This window comes from Rhizobium sp. NPDC090279 (genome assembly GCF_044769665.1).
Classification (GTDB): domain Bacteria; phylum Pseudomonadota; class Alphaproteobacteria; order Rhizobiales; family Rhizobiaceae; genus Rhizobium.
Genome location: NZ_JBIVYI010000006.1, coordinates 109,000 through 127,368 on the forward strand (window position 1 = coordinate 109,000; position 18,369 = coordinate 127,368).

An 18,369-nucleotide genomic window follows, 5' to 3' on the forward strand; every position below is an offset into this window, starting at 1 on the left:
CAGGAGGCCGTCATGCAACGCATGTTGCCATGCATTGCCGCGACTATGCTTTTGCTTCTGAACGCTTACGGCATAGGTGCGGCATCCCTGCGAGTAGCACCCACCAGTCTCGAACTCATAGCGCCGTCGGCTGCCACGGTTTTGAATCTGGCCAATGACGGAGATCATCCGATCAATGTCCAGATACGCGTCTTCAAGTGGAGCCAGGCGGGCGGCGTTGAACGTCTGGAGCCGACCAGGGATGTGGTTGCCAGCCCCCCTTCGACGAAGATGAACCCGAATGCGCAATACGTGGTCAGGGTGGTTCGCACGAGCAAGGCTCCCGTCAAGGCGGAGGAAACCTATCGCGTCATCGTCGACGAGCTGCCGGACCCTGGCCGCGCACGCGCCGGCACCGTCACACTCATCATGCGCCAGTCGATTCCGGTCTTCTTCAAGCGGCCGGACGTGAAGCCCGCCGATATTGCCTGGAGCCTCAATCGGCAGGGCAACGGCCTTTCCCTGACCGGCAGGAACAATGGCGGCAGCCGCTTCCGCCTGTCGAACGTAACACTGGCGCAAGGGACGACAAAGATCGGCAACCGCAACGGACTGGTCGGCTACGTGCTTGCCGGCGCGACGATGCAGTGGCCGATGGGAGCGGCGAAGTCCATCTCCGGCGGCGTCGTGACACTCCATGGCCAGAGCGATCTTGGGCCGTTCGATGCTACAGTCGCCGTTAATCAACGGTAGTGCCGGCGCCGTTCTCATATGCATGTTTTTCTCAGTCCCGGCGCTGCGTGCTCAGGAAGTGCCCGATCTGCCGGCGACCACTGCGACGGCAGAGCAACCGGCGGCCACGCGCGAGGTCTACCTGGAAGTATTCATCAACAATACTTCGATGAAGATGATAGGCAATTTCAAACAACGTCAGAACGGCTCGCTTGCGGCTACAGCGGAAGAATTGCGCGAAGTTGGCATAAAGCCGCCCGCTGGCGCCAAGGACGACAAGCTGGTCGAACTCAGCGCCCTACCCGGCCTGTCGTATCAGGTCGACGAGGAGACGCAGCGCCTCTATGTCCTGACGACGGACAACGGGCGCGCGCCTCACGTCATCAATGTGAGGCAACAACAGGAGAGTGCGATCCCGGCGCCCCAAGCCGGCTACGGCGCCGTCCTCAACTATTCGCTCTATGCGAGCTCCAACGGTCTCTTCCAAGGCAATTCGAACCTGTTTCAGGGCATATCCGGATCGTTCGATGCCCGCCTCTTCAGCCCCTACGGCACGCTCAGCCAGTCTTTTCTCGCTGGATATTCCGAAGGCAGCCTTGATGGCGTAACCCGCCTCAACACGACCTGGAGCTACTCCGACCCGAAGAGCCTCATCACCTATCGCGCGGGAGACCTGACGACGGGCGGCCTGTCATGGACACGGCCGGTCTATTTCGGCGGCATTCAATTTCAGCGCAATTTCGCGCTGCGTTCCGACCTGGTGACCGAACCCCTGCCCTCGTTTACCGGCAGCGCCGCCGTTCCCTCGACACTCGATATCTATGCGCAGAACGTCCGCACCTATTCCAGCGACGTTCCCGCCGGACCATTCGAGGTGACCAACCTCCCCTCCTTTTCCGGCGGCGGGCAGGCGACCGTCGTATTGCGTGACAGCCTCGGGCGGGAAACCACCCAGACCTTGCCCTTCTATTCCTCCAATTGGCTTCTGCGCCAAGGCCTTCTGGACTTCTCGGCGGAACTCGGCACTCCGCGTCTGAATTTCGGAACCGAATCAAACGACTATGACGGCCGCATCATGGGCACTGCCACGGCGAGATATGGCGTGACCGACTGGCTGACGCTGGAGAGCCATTTCGAGGGCGGTGCGGATCTTCTGAACGGCGGTGCGGGCGCCGCCTTCCCCATCGGCTCATTCGGTGTGGGGTCGATTGCAGGGGCGGCGAGCATGAGCGGATCGCGTTCCGGCGCGCTGGTGAATGCCGCATTCGAGCTCAGCTATAACAGGTGGGCTCTCTATGCCCGCCTGCAGCGGACTTTCTCCGATTATGACGACATAGCTTCGGTCTCTGCCCGGCCGACGACCAGCACGGCCGGAGACACGAGCATCATCAGTGCCGGCGTACCGCGCGCGATCGACCAGGTAACGCTCAGCGTGCCCACGCCACTCGATCTTTCCAGCCTCAATCTCTCCTACACCAACCTGGAAAGCGCCGACGGCACCAGGAGCAAGATCGCCGGGCTCTCCTACAGTCAGACATTTAAGCATGCGACGGTCTACGCGAGCGCCTTCACCGATCTCGACGACCGCAGCAATTTCGGATTCTTTGCCGGCCTCTCCATCCCCTTTGGCGGCAACATCACGGCCAATACCGGCGTGCAAGGCGGCCCCAACGGTCTCGACGTCGTTGCCGACGTTTCCAAGCCGCTTCAGCAGGAGGACGGCAGCTTCGGCTGGCGGCTGCGTACCACCGAGGGCGAGAACACGGATCGTCAAGCGGCAATCAGCTATCGGGCCCCCTTCGCCCAGGTCGAGGCTGGTGTCCAGCAACAGGATCATCAGACCAACGCGACCGCGCGGGTCGATGGCGCCATCGCGGTTGCCGGCGGCAGCGTCTTTGCCACCAACCGGATCGACGATGCCTTTGCCGTCGTCGATGTCGGCGCTCCCGATGTCGAGGTTCAGCAGCAGAACAGGCCCGTCGGCAGAACCGGTTCGAGCGGGCGGATTCTGGTGCCCAATCTCAATTCCTACGAGCCGAACACCGTGACCATCGATCCCAAGAACCTTCCCGTTGATGCCGACGTGCCGGCGACGAAGGAAATCGTCGTGCCGGCCGATCGCAGCGGCGTCGTCGTCAAGTTCGGCGTGTCCGAGGCGCCGCAGGCCGCCCTCGTGACCATCAGGGACAAGAACGGGGTGCCGCTGCATGCGGGGCTCAACGGCAGCCTACAGGGTGCGAACGAGGATTTCGTCGTCGGCTATGATGGTCAGGCCTATATTCGCGGACTGCATGCAAGGAACGCAATCGACGTCTCGCTCCAAGACGGAACGAAATGCCACGCCGAATTCGCCTATAAGCCGCAACGGGGCGAACAGGTGCTGATCGATGACGTCAGGTGCTTTTGAAAGGGAGTTGAAAGGATGCTGCGTTCACTCGCTCTTTTGCTCGCACTGCTGTTGCCTTCGCTCTGCGCGGCACAAAGCTGCAACTTCACCGCAACCAATATGAACTTTGGCGCGGTCGATATCTTATCAGGTACCCCGGTCAATTCGACATCTACGATAAGTGTCAGTTGTTCCGGGGGGCTTCTGGATCTGGGCAAGCGGCTCCTGATTTGCCCAGATATCGGTGCCGGCAGTGGTGGGGCATCTTCGGCCGCCGCCCGCCAGATGTTGAACGGAACCAGTTCTTTGAACTATCAGCTCTATTCCGATACCGGCCGGAGCGTGGTGTGGGGGTCGAGCAGCTGGTCCTATCCGTCACGGTCACCGGCCTATGCGCTGACAATGTCCTTGTTGAATGGGTCGCTGATCGGCGCAACCGGCAGTCTGACGGTCTATGGAGCAGCGCTCGGAACTCCATCGACGGCAGTGCCGGGATCGTATACATCCAGCTTCGCATCGACCGCGACCTCCTTCTACTACAGCTACAGTAGCGCTACTAACTGTACTGCCCCCTCGGGAACGATTGGAACCGCGCCGTTCACCGTCAATGCAAGCGTCGCCGCCAATTGTCTGGTCAGCGTCCAGAACATCGATTTCGGGACACAGGGCGTTTTGAGCACGAATGTCGATGCCACTGGTTCCGTCACCGCGACCTGCACACCGGGCACGGCCTACACGATCTCCTTGAATGGCGGCACGACGAACGCCGCGCCGACAGCACGAAAGATGACGAAGGGGACGGAGACGGTGACCTATGGTCTCTACAAGGATACAAGCCGATTGCAGCCCTGGGGCGATGCCAACACACCGGGCAGCACTGTCGCCGGAACGGGAACGGGTACTGCTCAGCTTCTGACGGTGTATGGCCGCGTACCGCCGCAGACCACGCCGTCTCCCGGCAGCTACACCGATACGGTCGTGGTCACGCTCACCTTTTGATTTTGAACACCCGAGCGCCTGGCTTCGGCCAAACCGATGGCGTCGCTTTCATCAGGCGGCGTTTGCGCCGCCCGAGCTATTCGGCTCGCGTCTCGAGGTGGCGATTGCCGTCTCCTCCGTCGCACTATCGGACGAGCACACCAAATTGCGCCCGTTGCGCTTGGCCTGGTAGAGGCGGTTGTCCGCGGCGACGGCCAGCTTTTCCCAATCGTCGTACGCACTTTGCGCGCGCCAGTCGACGCCGAAGCTTGCCGTCACCTTCAGACCATGCTCATCGCTGACGCTGGCTTGCGCCAGGGTTTCCCGCAACCTCTCCGCCGTTGCGCGTGCCGAAGCCTCCGTGACATCGCCCATTACGACGATGAACTCCTCACCGCCATAGCGGGCAAACAAATCGGCGGGCCGCAGGCATGGCCCCAGGATCTGCGTCGCTCTCTGCAGCACCATGTCGCCGACGGCATGCCCATACCGATCATTAATCGATTTGAAATGATCGATATCGAACATGATGATCGCCAAGCCCCGGAATCCGGTTCTCTGGGCGGCAAGCAGGCCCTCGACCGCGCCTTCCAGTGCGCGTCGGTTCAAAAGACCGGTCAGAGCATCCGTCTGAGAAAGACGTCGCAACTCTTCCGTCATCGATTTGCGTTCCACTTCCAGCTGTCTTTTGAAACGCTGCTGCTCGCGCAGGAGATCAAGGCGCTGGAACATCTCGCGCATTTCACGGCCGGCGTGAGGTGTCGACGGCGGCGTCGTGAGGTTGCCGACCGCGATCTCGTCAATCTGCCGCATGACGGCAAACATCGGCCGGAAAAGCGATCGCCTGAGCACATAGGCCAATCCGATCATGACCGATATTGCCGTGACCGCAAGCAGCGCGGAGATCAGCATGGCTTGCAGAGACTTCTGCTGCACTTTCTCAAGCGAAATCAAAGCAGTTGTCTCAATAAGTTCACGCAGATTTTCCGTCGATTTCATGCCGGGTACGTATTTCGCCGTGAACTCGCCCGGTGTCGGGGCATGTCCTGCGCTCAGCTCGAAGGCGATGCGCTGGGCGTAAGGCAGCGATCCGGCGAAATAACTTACCGTCACCTGGTCCAGCAGCAGCGCAACGGTCTGGGATTGCAATGTGGCGGGTGCATAGGTCCTAAGCAGCGCATTGACTTCGAACAGCCGGTTCAACTCGCTGTCGAACGCGACCTTATAGTGGGCGCGAGCCTGCCCCTGCGAGGCCAGCATCATGACCACGTAGGAGCCCAGCCTGCCCGCGCGCTCCCTGAGCGTTCCAGCCATCGAGGTCAGCACGACTTCAGCGCCTGTCTCGGGCGCCAGTGCGATGACCGATCGGCCGGCGACGTCCCGGTAATCCTGGGCGCGATCCGCCGCGCGGAACATCGCCTGTATGGCGTCTGCGATCTTTATGCCGCTACGCTCGCCGCGCGGCAAGGCGGCCACCGTATCGACTGCCTGCCTGCCGCTCTCCAGTTGGGCCTTGAGCACCATGAATGCGCTGCGCATTTCCGGCGAACGGTCTATCTCGGTCCGAAAGAGTGCTTCGAGCTTGGCAATATCCTTATCAGTCTCTTCGCGGCTTGCCTTCAGGGCAGCGGCAAATTGCGGCTGTTCTTCTTCCGAAGCGCCCATGAGACTATTTGCGGGTCCGCGCTCCCTTGATATCGTCGCGGCTGCATGCAAGGCAGTATGAAAACGGCTGAACTCCGTAACGCCACGCTTGTAATTGATATAATCCGACAGGCTGAAGGCGATCGTCGAGCCGGCCATCATCAAGCAAACCATGATAACAGCTACAGCGCCGATCCATTGCAGCTGTTGAATTTTAAGCCGCGACAACAAATGCTCTCCAAAACCACTGCCTATTGCAGATTACACCAGATTCGATGGAATATTCACTTAACGAACAAGCTCAAATCTCTAGTTATTCTTCCAGCCCGTATATCGGAACAATCGGCCTGATTTGACAACCTTTCGCGCCTCGAGGGTTCGCCGCTTTCCGGGCCGCTCGACGTCACAGTCTCGGCCATTCCGAGCCGAAAACCCTGCATCGCGATCATTATCGCCATCACGCCACGCGCATGCCATAGAAAAGAACAGTGCCGGAAATGAGTTTTCGGCGCGGATCGCTATATTTCGATAGGGAGATCTGTTCTCTAAAAACCGGCCTATGCCGATAGGTTAAACTCCGGCTTGCTTCATCAAGCGGTCGCTGCCGGGAAAATCTAATTCTGGACGAAAACCGAGGGCATCAGGTTGGCCCGGGCCGAATAATGCGGCTGGCCGACGACATGGGATATCACCAGCGCATAGACCAGGATAGAACCGGCGACGATGACGATCCCGTTGATCGGAAACCCTATTTTCGATTTAACACCAGGCGCGACCTCCGCCGGATTGGCGCGAATGCCCTGTCTGATGGAATGGTCCGCCGTTGCAAAGGGAATCTGCAGCTCCCTTTCCATGCGAGCTTGCGCATCAAGGTGCTTGCCGTATCTCTTTGCGGGCCGAAACTGGATGACTTCGCCCATTTTTCACGCGGTCCCTTTCACCGCTTACGGTTATTGGCCATTTTCCTGGCTATCGTCGGTATTGGCATAATCGACACGGACCACGACCTTTTCCGGCCGCTGCTCGCCATGCGGAACGATCACAGTCACGATACAGCGATTCTCGCGCGGTCTTACGGACAGAAGGGTCCCTTTCGTTTTCGACAGGACCTGATCCACCGCGCTCGAACAATCCTGAACCTTGTAGGCGCTTTGATCGATTTGACTTTGCCCTGCCAATGCGAAGCCTGCAATCGAAATTCCCGCAACTATCGTTAGGACCCTGATCATGCCGCCACTATATCCCAACCAGGTCGAGGAGGCGACAGCAGTTCGCAACAAACCCAGTCTATTTGCGTCATCTTTTCGTGCGTGGGGCAGAAGCCAAAAGAGCGAATGTCAGCCGGCGACGATGGACTTTCAGCGGGAATTCATGGATTGAGATGCGGCGCAGCGTGCCGGGATTGTCGAATCTAGCGTGCCTTTGCGCCACCGAGACCAATTCGTTCATAGCAAGGTGCGCGATGCTTATTCTGGAAACCTCCCGGCTCGTTCTCAGGCCCTGGCGGGATAGTGACCGGGCTCCGTTTGCCGCCATCAACGCGGATGCGGAAGTTCGGCAATATTATTACCCGAGCCTGCTCACGGCAGCAGAAACGGACGAGCTGATCGATGAAGCCAACGAGCAGTTGACCGAGGACGGTTTCGGCTTCCTGGCCGTCGAGCGGAAAGCCGATGGTGCGCTGATCGGCGGCGCGGGCCTTTCGCGCCCCGGACCGGAAGTTCCGGGCGATTTCCCGCTGGAGATCGGCTGGATTTTGGGCCGCGCCTATTGGCGGCAGGGCTACGCGACGGAAATCAGCGGGCGGTGCCTGGACTTCGCCTGGCAACAGCTGAAGGCCGATTGTGTGATCGGCTATACCTCATCGATCAATGATCCCTCCCGCCGGGCAATGGAGAAGATCGGCATGTTTCATGTCGATGGTGGTGATTTCGACGATGTCACCGTGCCGCCAGGTCACATTTTGCGGCCACACGTGCTTTACCGCATCGATCGCCCCATGCAAGAATCCATGGATAGACAAGAGTAATCTGCGACGCGGGCACGCGGGCCAGCAACCTTGGTTCTTGCGCCACTCGTTCTTTCACGCGACAAATTTGCCATGAGCATCCCGACAACCCATCCCTTCGACTTCGATCCCACCTACGGCATGCAGCTTGCGCAGTTGCAGGCCATAGAAACACCAGAAGCCCCGCCCGGTTTCGATGACTTCTGGCAGCAGCGCTACAGGGCGGCCATTGCCGTTGACCCGCAACCGAAGCTTCGTCACAGCAAGCTGCGCCACGACAACTGGCATGTCTTCGATATCAGCTACATGTCGACAGGCTCGTTTCAGATCAATGGCTGGCTGCTTATTCCCCGCAGCGGTCAGGTGCGGCGCGGCCTGGTCGTCGGACATGGATATGGGGGAAGAGACCAGCCGGAGTTCGATTGGCCGGTAGAAGAGACGGCTCTCCTGTTTCCCTGCTGCCGCGGGCTCTCCCTCAGCGCCAGCCCTCAGATCCCGTCGGATGCGTCGGGCCATGTTCTTTCCGGCATCGAAAGTCGCGATACCTACGTCATCGGCGGCTGCGTGGAAGATACCTGGCTTGCCGTCTCGACCTTGGAGACCCTCTACCCCTGGCTTGCCGGCCATATTGGCTATAGCGGCATCAGTTTCGGTGGTGGCATCGGGGCGCTGGCAACGTCCTTCGATGCCAGGATCAGGCGCGGCCATCTCGTAGTCCCGACATTCGGTCATCGGCAGCTATGGTTGACCCTGCCGACAGTCGGTAGCGCGCAATCGGTCCAGGCCTATCAGGAAAAACACGGCAGCGTTCTGGAGATGCTTCGCTTTTTCGATGCCGCGATCGCCGCAAGCCGCATCACCGTGCCGATGCTCGTCGCACCCGCTCTTTTCGATCCTGCCGTTGCGCCGCCCTGCCAGTTCGCTGTCGCAAATGCGCTGCAGAAATTTAACGAAATCTTCATCCTGGATGCCGGCCACTTCGATTATGTTGGCGGCGAACAGCAGAACGCAATTCTGCGAGACAAGGTCGGGCAATTTTTTAAGGTGCTATGAACCGCGAATACCTGCGCTGGTACAGCCCTCGGCTGAATCGAGACATGGAGTTACTGGTGTTCGGCCATGCCGGCGCCAAGGTATTGGTATTTCCCACGCGCGACGGTCGCTTCTGGGAATATGAGCAGATCGGCCTTGTCGCCAGTCTCGCCGACAAGCTGAATGCCGGACAGCTGCAGCTCTACTGCATCGATGGGCTGGCTACGGAGACGTTTTACGGCTCCCATCGCCACCCGGCCGAGCGCATTCGCAGGCACAACGCGTTCGAGGAGTACATTCTCAACGAAGTCCTGCCGCTGATGACGCGGAAGAACGAGCATGAATGCACCATCGTTCACGGCTGCAGTCTCGGCGCTTTCCAAGCAGCAAGCCTGGTCTTCCGCCACCCTCACCTCTTCCGTAAACTGGTCGCCTTTTCCGGCCGTTACGATCTGACGATGAAGGTCGAATCCTTCACCGATCTGTTCGACGGCTATTACGACGAGGAGATATACTTTCACACACCGACGCATTTTCTGCCGGGACTTGCCTGCGAGTGGCGACTGGACAAGCTGCGCCAGATCGATATCGTCATGACGATCGGCGATGCCGATCCCTTCTTCGACAACAATCACCATCTTAGCCGGCTTCTTGCCGACAAACGCATCAATCATCGGCTGCATGTATGGGATGGCCGCGCCCACCGGGCGGGTGCTTGGCGGCGAATGGCGCCGCTCTATATCTGACAGAGAAAATCTGCTCTCACTATGTGGCCAGCATGCTCAGGCGGCGTTCATTCCTGATCTATCAGGCCTGACCTATCAGGCCAGCCCAGCCGGTATTGGCCGAAGCGCCTTGCGCGCTCCATAATCCCGCTCGTGAGATCTGCGATGCTGCAGCTCGGAGCTGGCGGAAAACTCTACCAGGATACGTTCCATCATGCCGTCCGGATAGGTTCCGGTGTCGGCTGTTTCAACTTCCGACTGGGCGGTAACGATCTTCAAACTCATCTCTAGTCCTCCGGCTCTGCGCGGAAACCCTTGATTCCAATGCTTGTTCCATTAGTATCCACGTAATTGTTAAAGAATTAACTACGTCCGTTAATCAAATCGGGCGCCACGGCATCGAACTTGAATGGCTGGCCGGATTGGAACATTCTTGCAATCCTGGCGTTCAATCTCTGATTTGATTGGGGGGCTCTATGTATCGATCCAAATCGCCCTGGGCGCAGCTCGTCTCGTTATCGGCAAAGCAACTGACATCGATTTCGACATAGCTCGGCATTGAGTTCCGACAGGAGCTCGGCCGAGTTTGCATGCCTTCGATCAATCACCGTCCAATCGGCGGATAGACTGGAGCGGATCATGGCCATCGTCATCACATCGATCATCCTCGTACTCATGGGTCTGGCGCTTGGCGGCGGTGGACTTTGGCTTGCGATGCTCGGCGGAAGCCCCTTTTATCTTCTGGCCGGCATCGCCTTCCTCGTGACGGCGGTCCTGCTTTCTCTGCGCAAGGCGGTCGCGCTCTGGTTCTACGCGATTTTCGTCCTTGCAGCGCTTGCCTGGGCAATTTGGGAGATCGGCTTCGACTGGTGGCAGCTCGGTCCGCGCGGCGGGCTGATCATTCTGATCGGTCTCTGGCTACTGACACCCTGGATACGGCGGCCGCTAGGCTTTCGTAGCCTGGATGGCGTTCACTATGGGGCCAATCCCTGGCCGCTTGCCATTCCGCTGATCATCGCCATCCTCGTCGCCGTCTATTCGATGACGACTGATCCTCACGATCTCTCCGGCGATCTTCCGACGACAATGGCGGCAAACGCTCCGATGGGCAGCGATGTGCCTGATGGCGAGTGGCATCACTATGGCCGAACCTCGTTCGGCCAGCGCTATTCACCCCTCGATCAGATCAATGCCGGGAATGTCGCCAACCTCAAGGAAGTCTGGCGTTACCAGACCGGCGACGTGAAACGCCCCGACGACATCGGCGAGACGACCTATCAGGTCACCCCGCTCAAGATCGGCGACACGCTGTTTATTTGTACGCCCCATAGTCTGGCGATCGCCATAGGTGCGACGGACGGCAAGGAAAAATGGCGTTACGACGCCAGTGCCGGCATGAATCCCAATCGCCAGCACCAGACCTGCCGCGGCGTCTCCTATTATCGCGACAAGGCGGTCGCCGCTGGAGCGCCCTGCGCCGATCGCGTCTATCTGCCCACCTCCGACGCTCGCCTGATCGCGCTTGACGCAGCCAATGGCAAAGTGTGCCCCAGCTTTGCCGATCAGGGCGTACTGCATCTGGAAGCCGGCATGAAGTACAATCCGGCCGGCTATTATTATTCCACCTCGCCCCCCGTGATCGTAGCCGACAAGATCATCATTGGCGGCGCGGTCAATGACAATTATTCGACCCAGGAGCAATCCGGTGTCATCCGCGCCTTCGACGCCAGGAGCGGCGCGTTGCTCTGGAATTGGGATTCAGGCAATCCCGACCAGACGGCACCGCTACCCGCCGGCCAGACCTACACAACCAACTCGCCGAACAGCTGGTCGGTTTCCAGCGCCGACGAGACGCTCGGCACGGTTTATATCCCGCTTGGCAACCAGACGCCCGATCAGCTCGGCATGGGCCGCAGCGCCAATGTCGAACGCTTCTCCTCTTCGGTGGTGGCGCTCGACATCAGTACCGGCCAGCTCAAATGGGTGCAGCAATTCGTCCATCACGATCTCTGGGATATGGACGTTCCGGCCCAACCCGTGCTCGTTGATCTGACGAAAGCCGACGGCACCACGGTTCCCGCGCTGGTCGCCTCGACCAAGCAGGGCGATATCTATGTGCTCGATCGCCGCACCGGCGCTGCGATCATTCCCTTCAAGGAGATACCGGCGCCAGGCGGGACCATTCCCGAGGATCATGCTTCGCCGATGCAGCCGATCTCTGATCTCACTTTCTCGCCGCCGCCGCTCCAAGAGAAGGATATGTGGGGCGTCTCGCTGTTCGATCAGCTCGCCTGCCGCATCGCCTTCCATCAGCGCCAATATGAAGGCCGCTACACGCCACCGTCGTTGCGTGGTTCCATCATCTTCCCCGGTAATTTCGGCACCTTCAACTGGGGCAGCGTCGCCGTCGATCCGGAACGGCAGATCATGTTCGGCATGCCGACCTATCTCGCTTTCACTTCGCGACTCGTGCCGCGCGCCGAGATCCCGCCCAAGGGTGCGGGCGACAAGGGCAGCGAACAGGGCCTCAACCGCAACGAGGGCTCCCCTTACGGTGTCTATATGGGGCCGTTCCTCAGCCCGCTCGGCGTTCCCTGCCAGGCGCCGCCCTGGGGCTATGTCGCCGGCGTCGACCTGAAGACCGGCAAGATCGCCTACAAGCACAAGAACGGCACGATCTACGACATGACACCACTGCCGCTGCCGATCAAAGTCGGTGTCCCCGGCATCGGCGGCCCGATCGTCACCAAGGGCGGCGTCGCCTTCCTGGGTGCGGCGGTGGACGATTATCTCAGGGCCTATGACGTGACATCAGGCAAGCAGCTCTGGCAGGCGCGCCTGCCGGCGGGCGGCCAGGCAACGCCGATGACCTATACCGCCAGCGACAATAAGCAATATGTCGTCATGGTGGCGGGCGGACACGGCTCCGTCGGAACGAAACCCGGCGACTATGTGATCGGCTACGCTCTGCCATGAATTGGTGACAGCGCGGTCAGGCGGCCCGTTCCTTCCGTCAAGCCTCAGCTCTTCAAGGAGCGGAGATTGCTCTGTGCGGCGTCGTCCTCGGAATTCGCGGGAGGTTCCCAGCCGAAGACGCTACGACCGCCATAGGAGAAGGATCTGTCGAACTCGCCGGCAACGATTTCCTTGAGGTCGGGGCCAGTGACGTAGCGCTCCAGGATTCTCGACTGGTCATCCAGCCGCTTCAGCGCCGACAACTCTTCATCGCGGCCAAGGCGCCCTTTCCTGACGGCGGATTTCATCACGTTGATCGTCTCGTCATAGACCTTCAACGGCACTGGAAAGGGATGCCGATCCTTGCCGCCATGTGCGAGCGAGAAGCGCGCGGGGTCGGAGAAACGACAGGGTGCGCCGTGGACGACTTCGGCGACCATCGCCAAGGCTTTCACCGTGCGCGCGCCGACGCCGGGCGTCAGAAGCAGGTCCTCGAAATCCACCGGGCCACGATCAGCGGCCGCGGCAAGATTGCCATGCAGGCGCCGCATGTTGATGTCTTCCTGACGCACATCGTGATGGGCCGGCATGACAAGATACGGCAGCATCGGTTGCGCCTCTTGCCTGCTGACGACTGGAACTTCTCTCTCCAGTGCATTGAATTCACGAATGATTTTATCCGGCCCCAGGGAGGAAAGCAAATCCAGCTGGCCGTTGCGGGAGTGATCCGCACGCCGATCGGCAAGATTGATGATCTCGCCCTGTTCACGCCCTTCGATGGCTGCGTGGGGCGAGTCCAGGAAACTCGTCAGGCCTTCCGATAGCCAATGATATCGTCGCGCCTGTCGCCGCTCGCCGTTCATGCCCTGCTGGATGACGACCCATTTGCCATCATCAGCAACGATGAAGCCATGCAGATAGAGGTCGAAGCCATCCTGCAAGGCAGCGCTGTCGACTTTGGCAATCAGCCGGCTCTTGGTGGCAAGCGAGGCGCCGTCGATGCCGACGCGATTGCCGATATCAAGCAGTTCGCCCGGCGTCTTGCGCGATTGCGCGCCGCGGCCGCCGCAGACATGGATGCCGAGTTCGCCGGAGAGCGGTGTCAGGCCGCGCTTCAGGGCGCCAAGCACGCTTGTCGTAATCCCCGAGGAATGCCAGTCCATGCCCATGACGGCGCCGAAGGACTGGAACCAGAAGGGGTTGGCAAGCCGGTGAAACAGTTCGTCGCGCCCATAATGCTGCACGATCGCCTCGGTGATGACGGCGCCGAGGCGCGTCATCCGGTCTCCCAGCCAGCGCGGCACGCGGCCGCCATGCAGGGGAAGGTCAGCTTTGCCAGCTCTCTGTGCCAAATCCGCGACTCTCGTTCTTCAACGGGGGCATTGTAGTCCCGGCGGCCTATGCGCGCCATCCGTTCCAATCTCCCGACCGGAGCCAAGATGCCAACAGGTAACGGTCAGTCACGATTCCGCAACAGATAGGATCGCATCGCCGCGATGCCTTCGTCGATATTGGCTCGGCCGAAGCCAATGCGGAACCGATCGCCCGGTGTTGGATTGAGATCCGAATGGTAGAGACTGGCCGGCAGGAGGAGCACGCCCGCCTGCTCGACGAGATCACGCGCGAACGCCTCGACACCGTCTGCACCTTTGTAGCGCGGATACGAGACGCAGCCTCCGTCCGGCGTATACCACTCAAAGAGGTGGTCGAATTCCGAAAACAGCGCCTTCAACTTCCCCAGATTGGAAGCAATCAGGCTGTTGTTGCGGTCGAGAATCCTGTCGGCATTCAGCAGGGCAATCTTCGCCAGGCTCTCGCTCGGACCGGCGTTGCAGATGGAAAGATAGTGCTTCATCCGCTCCATCTTCGAAAGCAAGGCACGGTCCCGACAGGCGAGCCAGCCGATGCGCAGGCCCGGCAGTCCGTAGGCCTTGGACATGACGCCAAGCGAAAGGCCGCGCTCATAGACATCGGCGGCCGCCGGCAGCAGCGGCTTATTCTCGACGGTCAGCCCACGATAGACTTCGTCGCTGAAGAGCCAGATGCCATGGCTGCGGCAGAGCTCGACGAGCGCGTCGAAACGCTCTCGCTCCAGCACCTTGCCCGTCGGATTGTGGGGGAAGTTGATCGAAATCAGCCTGGTATTCGGCTGGATCGCAGCGGCAACCGTGTCCATATCGAGCGACCAGCCATCCTCGGGGGCGAGGGCCACTGCAGAAACATCGCAAATGCTGAGCGGGATCGTCTCAGCCGACTGATAGTTCGGCGTGACGACGATTGCGTGATCTCCCCTGTCGAGAAGCGCGTGCATCGCGATGTAGATGCCCTCCTCCGCTCCGGCAAAACACAGAATGTCCGCGCCTTGCATTTGCCGATAGATGCCGGCGATGATATCGCGCAGTTCTGGGTTGCCAAAGGTCTCGCTGTAGCCGAGCCAAAGGTTCTCATAGCCCTGCCGCTGCTCCGGCGTCGCCATAGCCAGCAGTTCCGCCATCGTCATGCTTTGCGCGTCGGAGGCGGTCATGTGATAGCGCGCGCTGAACTCCCACTTGGAGAAATAGGTTTCAAGCGCGAAATCCGGCAGAAGCGGCATGGGTTCTCTCCAAGATCTGTAAGAGGCCAGCGCATCGGGCCGATCCCCATAGCTCACGACGTTAGAGATACGTTGACAAATTGTCAAATATGGAGTGATTGTAAATAATCGAACTTGGAAAGCGGCTATGGCGAAAACATCCGGCACAGACGATGCGAAATTGACGGCTCGGGAGGATATTCTGCAATTCGCTCCCGTCGCGGAAGCCGTCGCGACATTGCTGAAGCCGCATGCGGAAGTCGTCATCCACGATCTGCGGACGCAGACCATTGCCCATATCGCCAACAATCTGTCGCGGCGCGAGATCGGCGGCTCCTCGCTTGCCGAATTGAAAGATATCGGCGCCCTTGGCACCGATGTCATCGGCCCCTATCGGAAAACCAATTTCGACGGACGGCAGCTCAAATCCATTACCGCCGTTCTACGGAACCAGGCCGGCGAGCCATTCGGGCTGCTCTGCATCAATTTCGACATCGCGCCGATCGAAGCGGCGCGCGACGCCCTTAGTCTTCTTGCCGCATTTCAAGGGGCGGGCGCGCAGCCATCCGCACTTTTCCGCACCGACTGGCAGGAAACGGTCAACGCGGCCATTGCCGATTTCCTCAGTGAACGCGGGCTCGCCGCCTCCGCACTGGCGAAGGAAGATCATGCCGCGCTCATCGAGGTATTGGAGCAGGAAGGCTACTTCGCCATCCGCAATCTGGTCCCCTATCTCGCCAAGCTGCTCGGCATCTCGCGCGCGACCGTCTACAAGCATCTGCGCGATGCACGAGAGAGCAAGCAGCAACCGGCAAAAGGTGAAGTAATCCATCGAAGTTATTGAAATGCTAGGCAGAAACCGGCATTGGCGCGAAATCCTTCATTGCACCCGAAAATGACTTGGGCAACGGCGAGGCATAGGAACTGCGCTTGCTGGTGGTGAGGCCCAGGGACACAAGGGCCTCGGCCTGCTTCACCGCTGCTGCGACACCATCCACGACCGGGACACCGTAGATCGATTGCAGTTTTCTTGCGAGATCCGTCATGCCGGCGCAGCCAAGCACGATGGCCTCCGCTCCATCTTCGGCGAGCGCCCGCTCGATTTCCGCCCGCAGCTTGCCGATCGCGCCGGAAGACGAGTCCTCGAGCTCGAGGACGGGAATATCGGAGGCACGCACCTTGGCGCGATTGCCCATGCCATAGCGCTGGACGAGATTGTCGATCAGGATGCGCGAGCGCTCCAGCGTCGTCACCACGGAGAAGCGCTGCGCTAGGAAGCCTGCCGTCGCAACGGCCGCTTCGCAGAGGCCGACGACCGGAACATCACAGAACATTCGCGCAGCTTCCAGGCCGGTATCGTCGAAGCAGCAGATGATGGCCGCATCATAGCCGGCCACCCGTCTCTCCTTCAGCTCGTGCAGCATACCGGGCACGGCAATGGCGCCGTCATAATAGCCCTCGATCGAAGCCGGTCCCATCTGCGAGGTGGCGGCTATGATCTCCGTGCCGGGGCTTGCCACGGCACGCGCGGCTATTGCGGCCTTTTCCGTCATGGAAGCGGTCGTATTTGGATTGATGAGCAGCAGGCGCATGATCTCAACTTTTCTTGGCTTGGCGGCGGCCGAGCATGGTCATGACTGCAAGCGCCACGAGGATGATCGTGAAGGAGAAGAGCGTCGTCACGGTTCCGAGCGCGTAGAGAACGGGTGTCGTGACATTCGTCGTCATCCCGTAGATCTCGAGCGGCAGGGTATTGTATGTGCCCGACGTCATCAGGGTACGGGCGAACTCGTCATAAGACAGCGTGAAGCCGAACAGACCGACGCCAATGAGACTCGGCGCGATCATCGGCAGCACGACATGGCGGAAGGTTTGCCATGAGTTGGCGCCGAGATCGCGCGCGGCTTCCTCGTAGGCCGGCGAAAACCGGTTGAAGACTGCGAACATGATCAGCACGCCGAACGGCAAGGTCCAGGTCAGATGCGCGCCGAAGGCCGAGGAATACCAGGCCGGCGCGATGCCACCCTGCTGGAAGACGACGCCGATCCCGAGCGAAATGATGATGGATGGCACGACGAGGCTCGCAACCGTCGCATAAAACAGGAATGTCGAGCCGCGAAAACGGCGGCGAAAGGCAAGGCCCGCCAGCAGCGAGACGACGACAGTCACGATCATGACCATCAGGCCGAGGATCAAGGATCGCTGAAACGACGCGCCGAAATCACCGACCGCCTGCTTCTCGAAGAGATTGGCGAACCAATGCAGCGAGACACCGTTCAACGGGAAGGTCAGGCCGCCGTCAGGCCCCTGGAAGGACAGAATGATGACAGCGGAGAGCGGGCCGTAGAGGAACAGCACGAAAATGGTGAAGAAGATCGCCAGGACATAGAACTCGAAGCTGCGCTTTTCGCGGTTCATCCTAGAGCTCCTTGCGGATGTCGACGATGCGCAGGATGGCGGCGACCATCAGCAGCACGACGATCAGGAGCACGACCGCATTGGCGGCGGCGGCCGGATATTGCAGCAGCGACATCTGGTTTTTCATCATGAGGGCGATGGAGGCGCTCTGCCCGCCGGACATGACTTGCACCGTGGAAAAGTCCGCCATGACCAGCGTGACGACGAAGATGCTGCCGATCGCCATGCCGGGCTTGGCGAGCGGGATCACCACGTTCCACAGCACTTGCCATCCGCTGGCACCGGCATCGCGGGCGGCCTCGAACAGCGAGCGGTCGATGCGCATCAGCGTGTTGAAGATCGGCGTCACCATGAACAGCGTGTAGAGATGCACCATGGCAAGCACGACGGCAAAATCGGAATAGAGCAGCCATTCGATCGGTTGCGGGATCAGGCCCATGTCGATCAAGGCGGAATTGACCAGCCCATTGCGACCGAGCACCGGAATCCAAGAAATCATCCTGATGATGTTAGAGGTCATGAACGGCACGGTGCAGACAAGGAAAAGGATCATCTGCGTCGATGTGCGCCTGATGTGAAAGGCCAGAAAATAGGCGACCCAGAAACCGATGAACAGCGTCAGCATCCAGACGATGGCAGTGAATTTCAGCGTGTTGAGATAGGTCTTCCAGGTCACCCAGGAGCCGAGCGTGTCGGTATAGTTGGTGGTCAGGAAGGCCGGATAGATGTTGGCGAAATCATAATCCCAGAAGCTGACGACGCCGATCATCGCGATCGGCAACAGGAAGAAGAAGCCGAGGATGAGAAACAACGGCGTTGCCTGCAGATAGGCGACAGCCCAGGCGGGCACGCCAAAACCGCGCCGGTTTTCCCGAGTTGCCTCTGCTGTATCCGAGGAAGCGATCGTCGCCATGGTTCGGCTCTCCGTTTTGGGATGCCT

16 protein-coding genes are annotated in these 18,369 nt (G+C 59.9%); 8 read left to right on the forward strand and 8 right to left on the reverse strand.

Going from position 1 to position 18,369, the window contains the following annotated elements; all coding sequences use genetic code 11:
• The first annotated feature begins 12 nt into the window (after window positions 1-12).
• Genes ACIQWP_RS16290 through ACIQWP_RS16300 form a run of 3 tightly spaced genes read left to right on the forward strand, consistent with a single transcriptional unit; the run spans window position 13 to window position 4,096 of the window.
• On the forward strand, window positions 13-732 hold the full coding sequence (locus ACIQWP_RS16290) for a molecular chaperone (RefSeq protein ID WP_402788952.1): 720 nt from the start codon (window positions 13-15) through the stop codon (window positions 730-732).
• A gap of 22 nt (window positions 733-754) precedes the next feature.
• Window positions 755-3,118 (forward strand): fimbria/pilus outer membrane usher protein, encoded by a 2,364-nt coding sequence (locus ACIQWP_RS16295; RefSeq protein ID WP_402788954.1) that lies wholly within the window; start codon window positions 755-757, stop codon window positions 3,116-3,118.
• 15 nt (window positions 3,119-3,133) lie between these two features.
• Window positions 3,134-4,096 carry a spore coat U domain-containing protein gene (locus ACIQWP_RS16300; RefSeq protein WP_402788956.1) on the forward strand — a complete coding sequence of 321 codons (963 nt, stop codon included), beginning with the start codon at window positions 3,134-3,136 and terminating at the stop codon, window positions 4,094-4,096.
• A 51-nt stretch (window positions 4,097-4,147) separates the two neighbouring features.
• Here the strand turns inward: ACIQWP_RS16300 and ACIQWP_RS16305 are convergent, their stop codons facing one another.
• Window positions 4,148-5,947 (reverse strand): GGDEF domain-containing protein, encoded by a 1,800-nt coding sequence (locus ACIQWP_RS16305; protein WP_402788958.1) that lies wholly within the window; start codon window positions 5,945-5,947, stop codon window positions 4,148-4,150.
• Between the two features lie 386 nt (window positions 5,948-6,333).
• Entirely contained in the window at window positions 6,334-6,639 is a 306-nt protein-coding gene (locus tag ACIQWP_RS16310; RefSeq protein WP_402788960.1) for a hypothetical protein, read from the reverse strand.
• A gap of 542 nt (window positions 6,640-7,181) precedes the next feature.
• On the opposite strand from ACIQWP_RS16310, the gene ACIQWP_RS16315 reads away from it, so the two are divergent.
• The 3 genes from ACIQWP_RS16315 (at window position 7,182) to ACIQWP_RS16325 (ending at window position 9,505) form a co-directional block, all read left to right on the forward strand.
• The gene (locus tag ACIQWP_RS16315) at window positions 7,182-7,748 is read left to right on the forward strand and encodes a GNAT family N-acetyltransferase (protein WP_402788962.1); all 567 of its coding nucleotides are present in this window, start codon (window positions 7,182-7,184) and stop codon (window positions 7,746-7,748) included.
• Window positions 7,749-7,820: 72 nt separating this feature from the next.
• Complete coding sequence (locus ACIQWP_RS16320; protein ID WP_402788964.1) at window positions 7,821-8,780, forward strand: acetylxylan esterase; 960 nt, start codon at window positions 7,821-7,823, stop codon at window positions 8,778-8,780.
• Entirely contained in the window at window positions 8,777-9,505 is a 729-nt protein-coding gene (locus tag ACIQWP_RS16325; RefSeq protein ID WP_402788966.1) for an esterase family protein, read from the forward strand. The genes ACIQWP_RS16320 and ACIQWP_RS16325 overlap by 4 nt, the downstream gene beginning before the upstream one ends.
• 75 nt (window positions 9,506-9,580) lie before the next feature.
• On the opposite strand, the gene ACIQWP_RS16330 is transcribed toward ACIQWP_RS16325, so the two are convergent.
• Window positions 9,581-9,769: a hypothetical protein gene (locus tag ACIQWP_RS16330; RefSeq protein WP_402788968.1), complete on the reverse strand. Its 189-nt coding sequence runs from the start codon at window positions 9,767-9,769 to the stop codon at window positions 9,581-9,583.
• Window positions 9,770-10,123: 354 nt separating this feature from the next.
• On the opposite strand from ACIQWP_RS16330, the gene ACIQWP_RS16335 reads away from it, so the two are divergent.
• A complete protein-coding gene (locus tag ACIQWP_RS16335; protein WP_402788970.1) occupies window positions 10,124-12,460 on the forward strand; it encodes a glucose/quinate/shikimate family membrane-bound PQQ-dependent dehydrogenase in 2,337 nt (778 codons plus the stop codon).
• A gap of 44 nt (window positions 12,461-12,504) precedes the next feature.
• On the opposite strand, the gene ACIQWP_RS16340 is transcribed toward ACIQWP_RS16335, so the two are convergent.
• Together ACIQWP_RS16340 and ACIQWP_RS16345 are read right to left on the reverse strand one after the other, a co-directional pair.
• The gene (locus ACIQWP_RS16340) at window positions 12,505-13,791 is read right to left on the reverse strand and encodes a DUF763 domain-containing protein (RefSeq protein ID WP_402788972.1); all 1,287 of its coding nucleotides are present in this window, start codon (window positions 13,789-13,791) and stop codon (window positions 12,505-12,507) included.
• Window positions 13,792-13,895: 104 nt separating this feature from the next.
• Window positions 13,896-15,032, reverse strand: a complete 1,137-nt coding sequence (locus ACIQWP_RS16345; protein WP_402788974.1) for an aminotransferase class I/II-fold pyridoxal phosphate-dependent enzyme — start codon at window positions 15,030-15,032, stop codon at window positions 13,896-13,898.
• Between the two features lie 127 nt (window positions 15,033-15,159).
• Between ACIQWP_RS16345 and ACIQWP_RS16350 the strand changes: the two genes are divergently transcribed.
• The gene (locus ACIQWP_RS16350) at window positions 15,160-15,855 is read left to right on the forward strand and encodes a transcriptional regulator (protein ID WP_402788976.1); all 696 of its coding nucleotides are present in this window, start codon (window positions 15,160-15,162) and stop codon (window positions 15,853-15,855) included.
• A 4-nt stretch (window positions 15,856-15,859) separates the two neighbouring features.
• Here ACIQWP_RS16350 and ACIQWP_RS16355 read toward each other — a convergent pair whose 3' ends face one another.
• The 3 genes from ACIQWP_RS16355 to ACIQWP_RS16365 are packed head-to-tail and all read right to left on the reverse strand — an operon-like array spanning window position 15,860 to window position 18,342.
• Complete coding sequence (locus ACIQWP_RS16355; RefSeq protein WP_402788978.1) at window positions 15,860-16,603, reverse strand: aspartate/glutamate racemase family protein; 744 nt, start codon at window positions 16,601-16,603, stop codon at window positions 15,860-15,862.
• A gap of 4 nt (window positions 16,604-16,607) precedes the next feature.
• Window positions 16,608-17,429, reverse strand: a complete 822-nt coding sequence (locus ACIQWP_RS16360) for an ABC transporter permease (RefSeq protein WP_402788980.1) — start codon at window positions 17,427-17,429, stop codon at window positions 16,608-16,610.
• A gap of 1 nt (window position 17,430) precedes the next feature.
• Window positions 17,431-18,342 carry an ABC transporter permease gene (locus ACIQWP_RS16365; RefSeq protein ID WP_402788982.1) on the reverse strand — a complete coding sequence of 304 codons (912 nt, stop codon included), beginning with the start codon at window positions 18,340-18,342 and terminating at the stop codon, window positions 17,431-17,433.
• Window positions 18,343-18,369 lie beyond the last annotated feature (27 nt).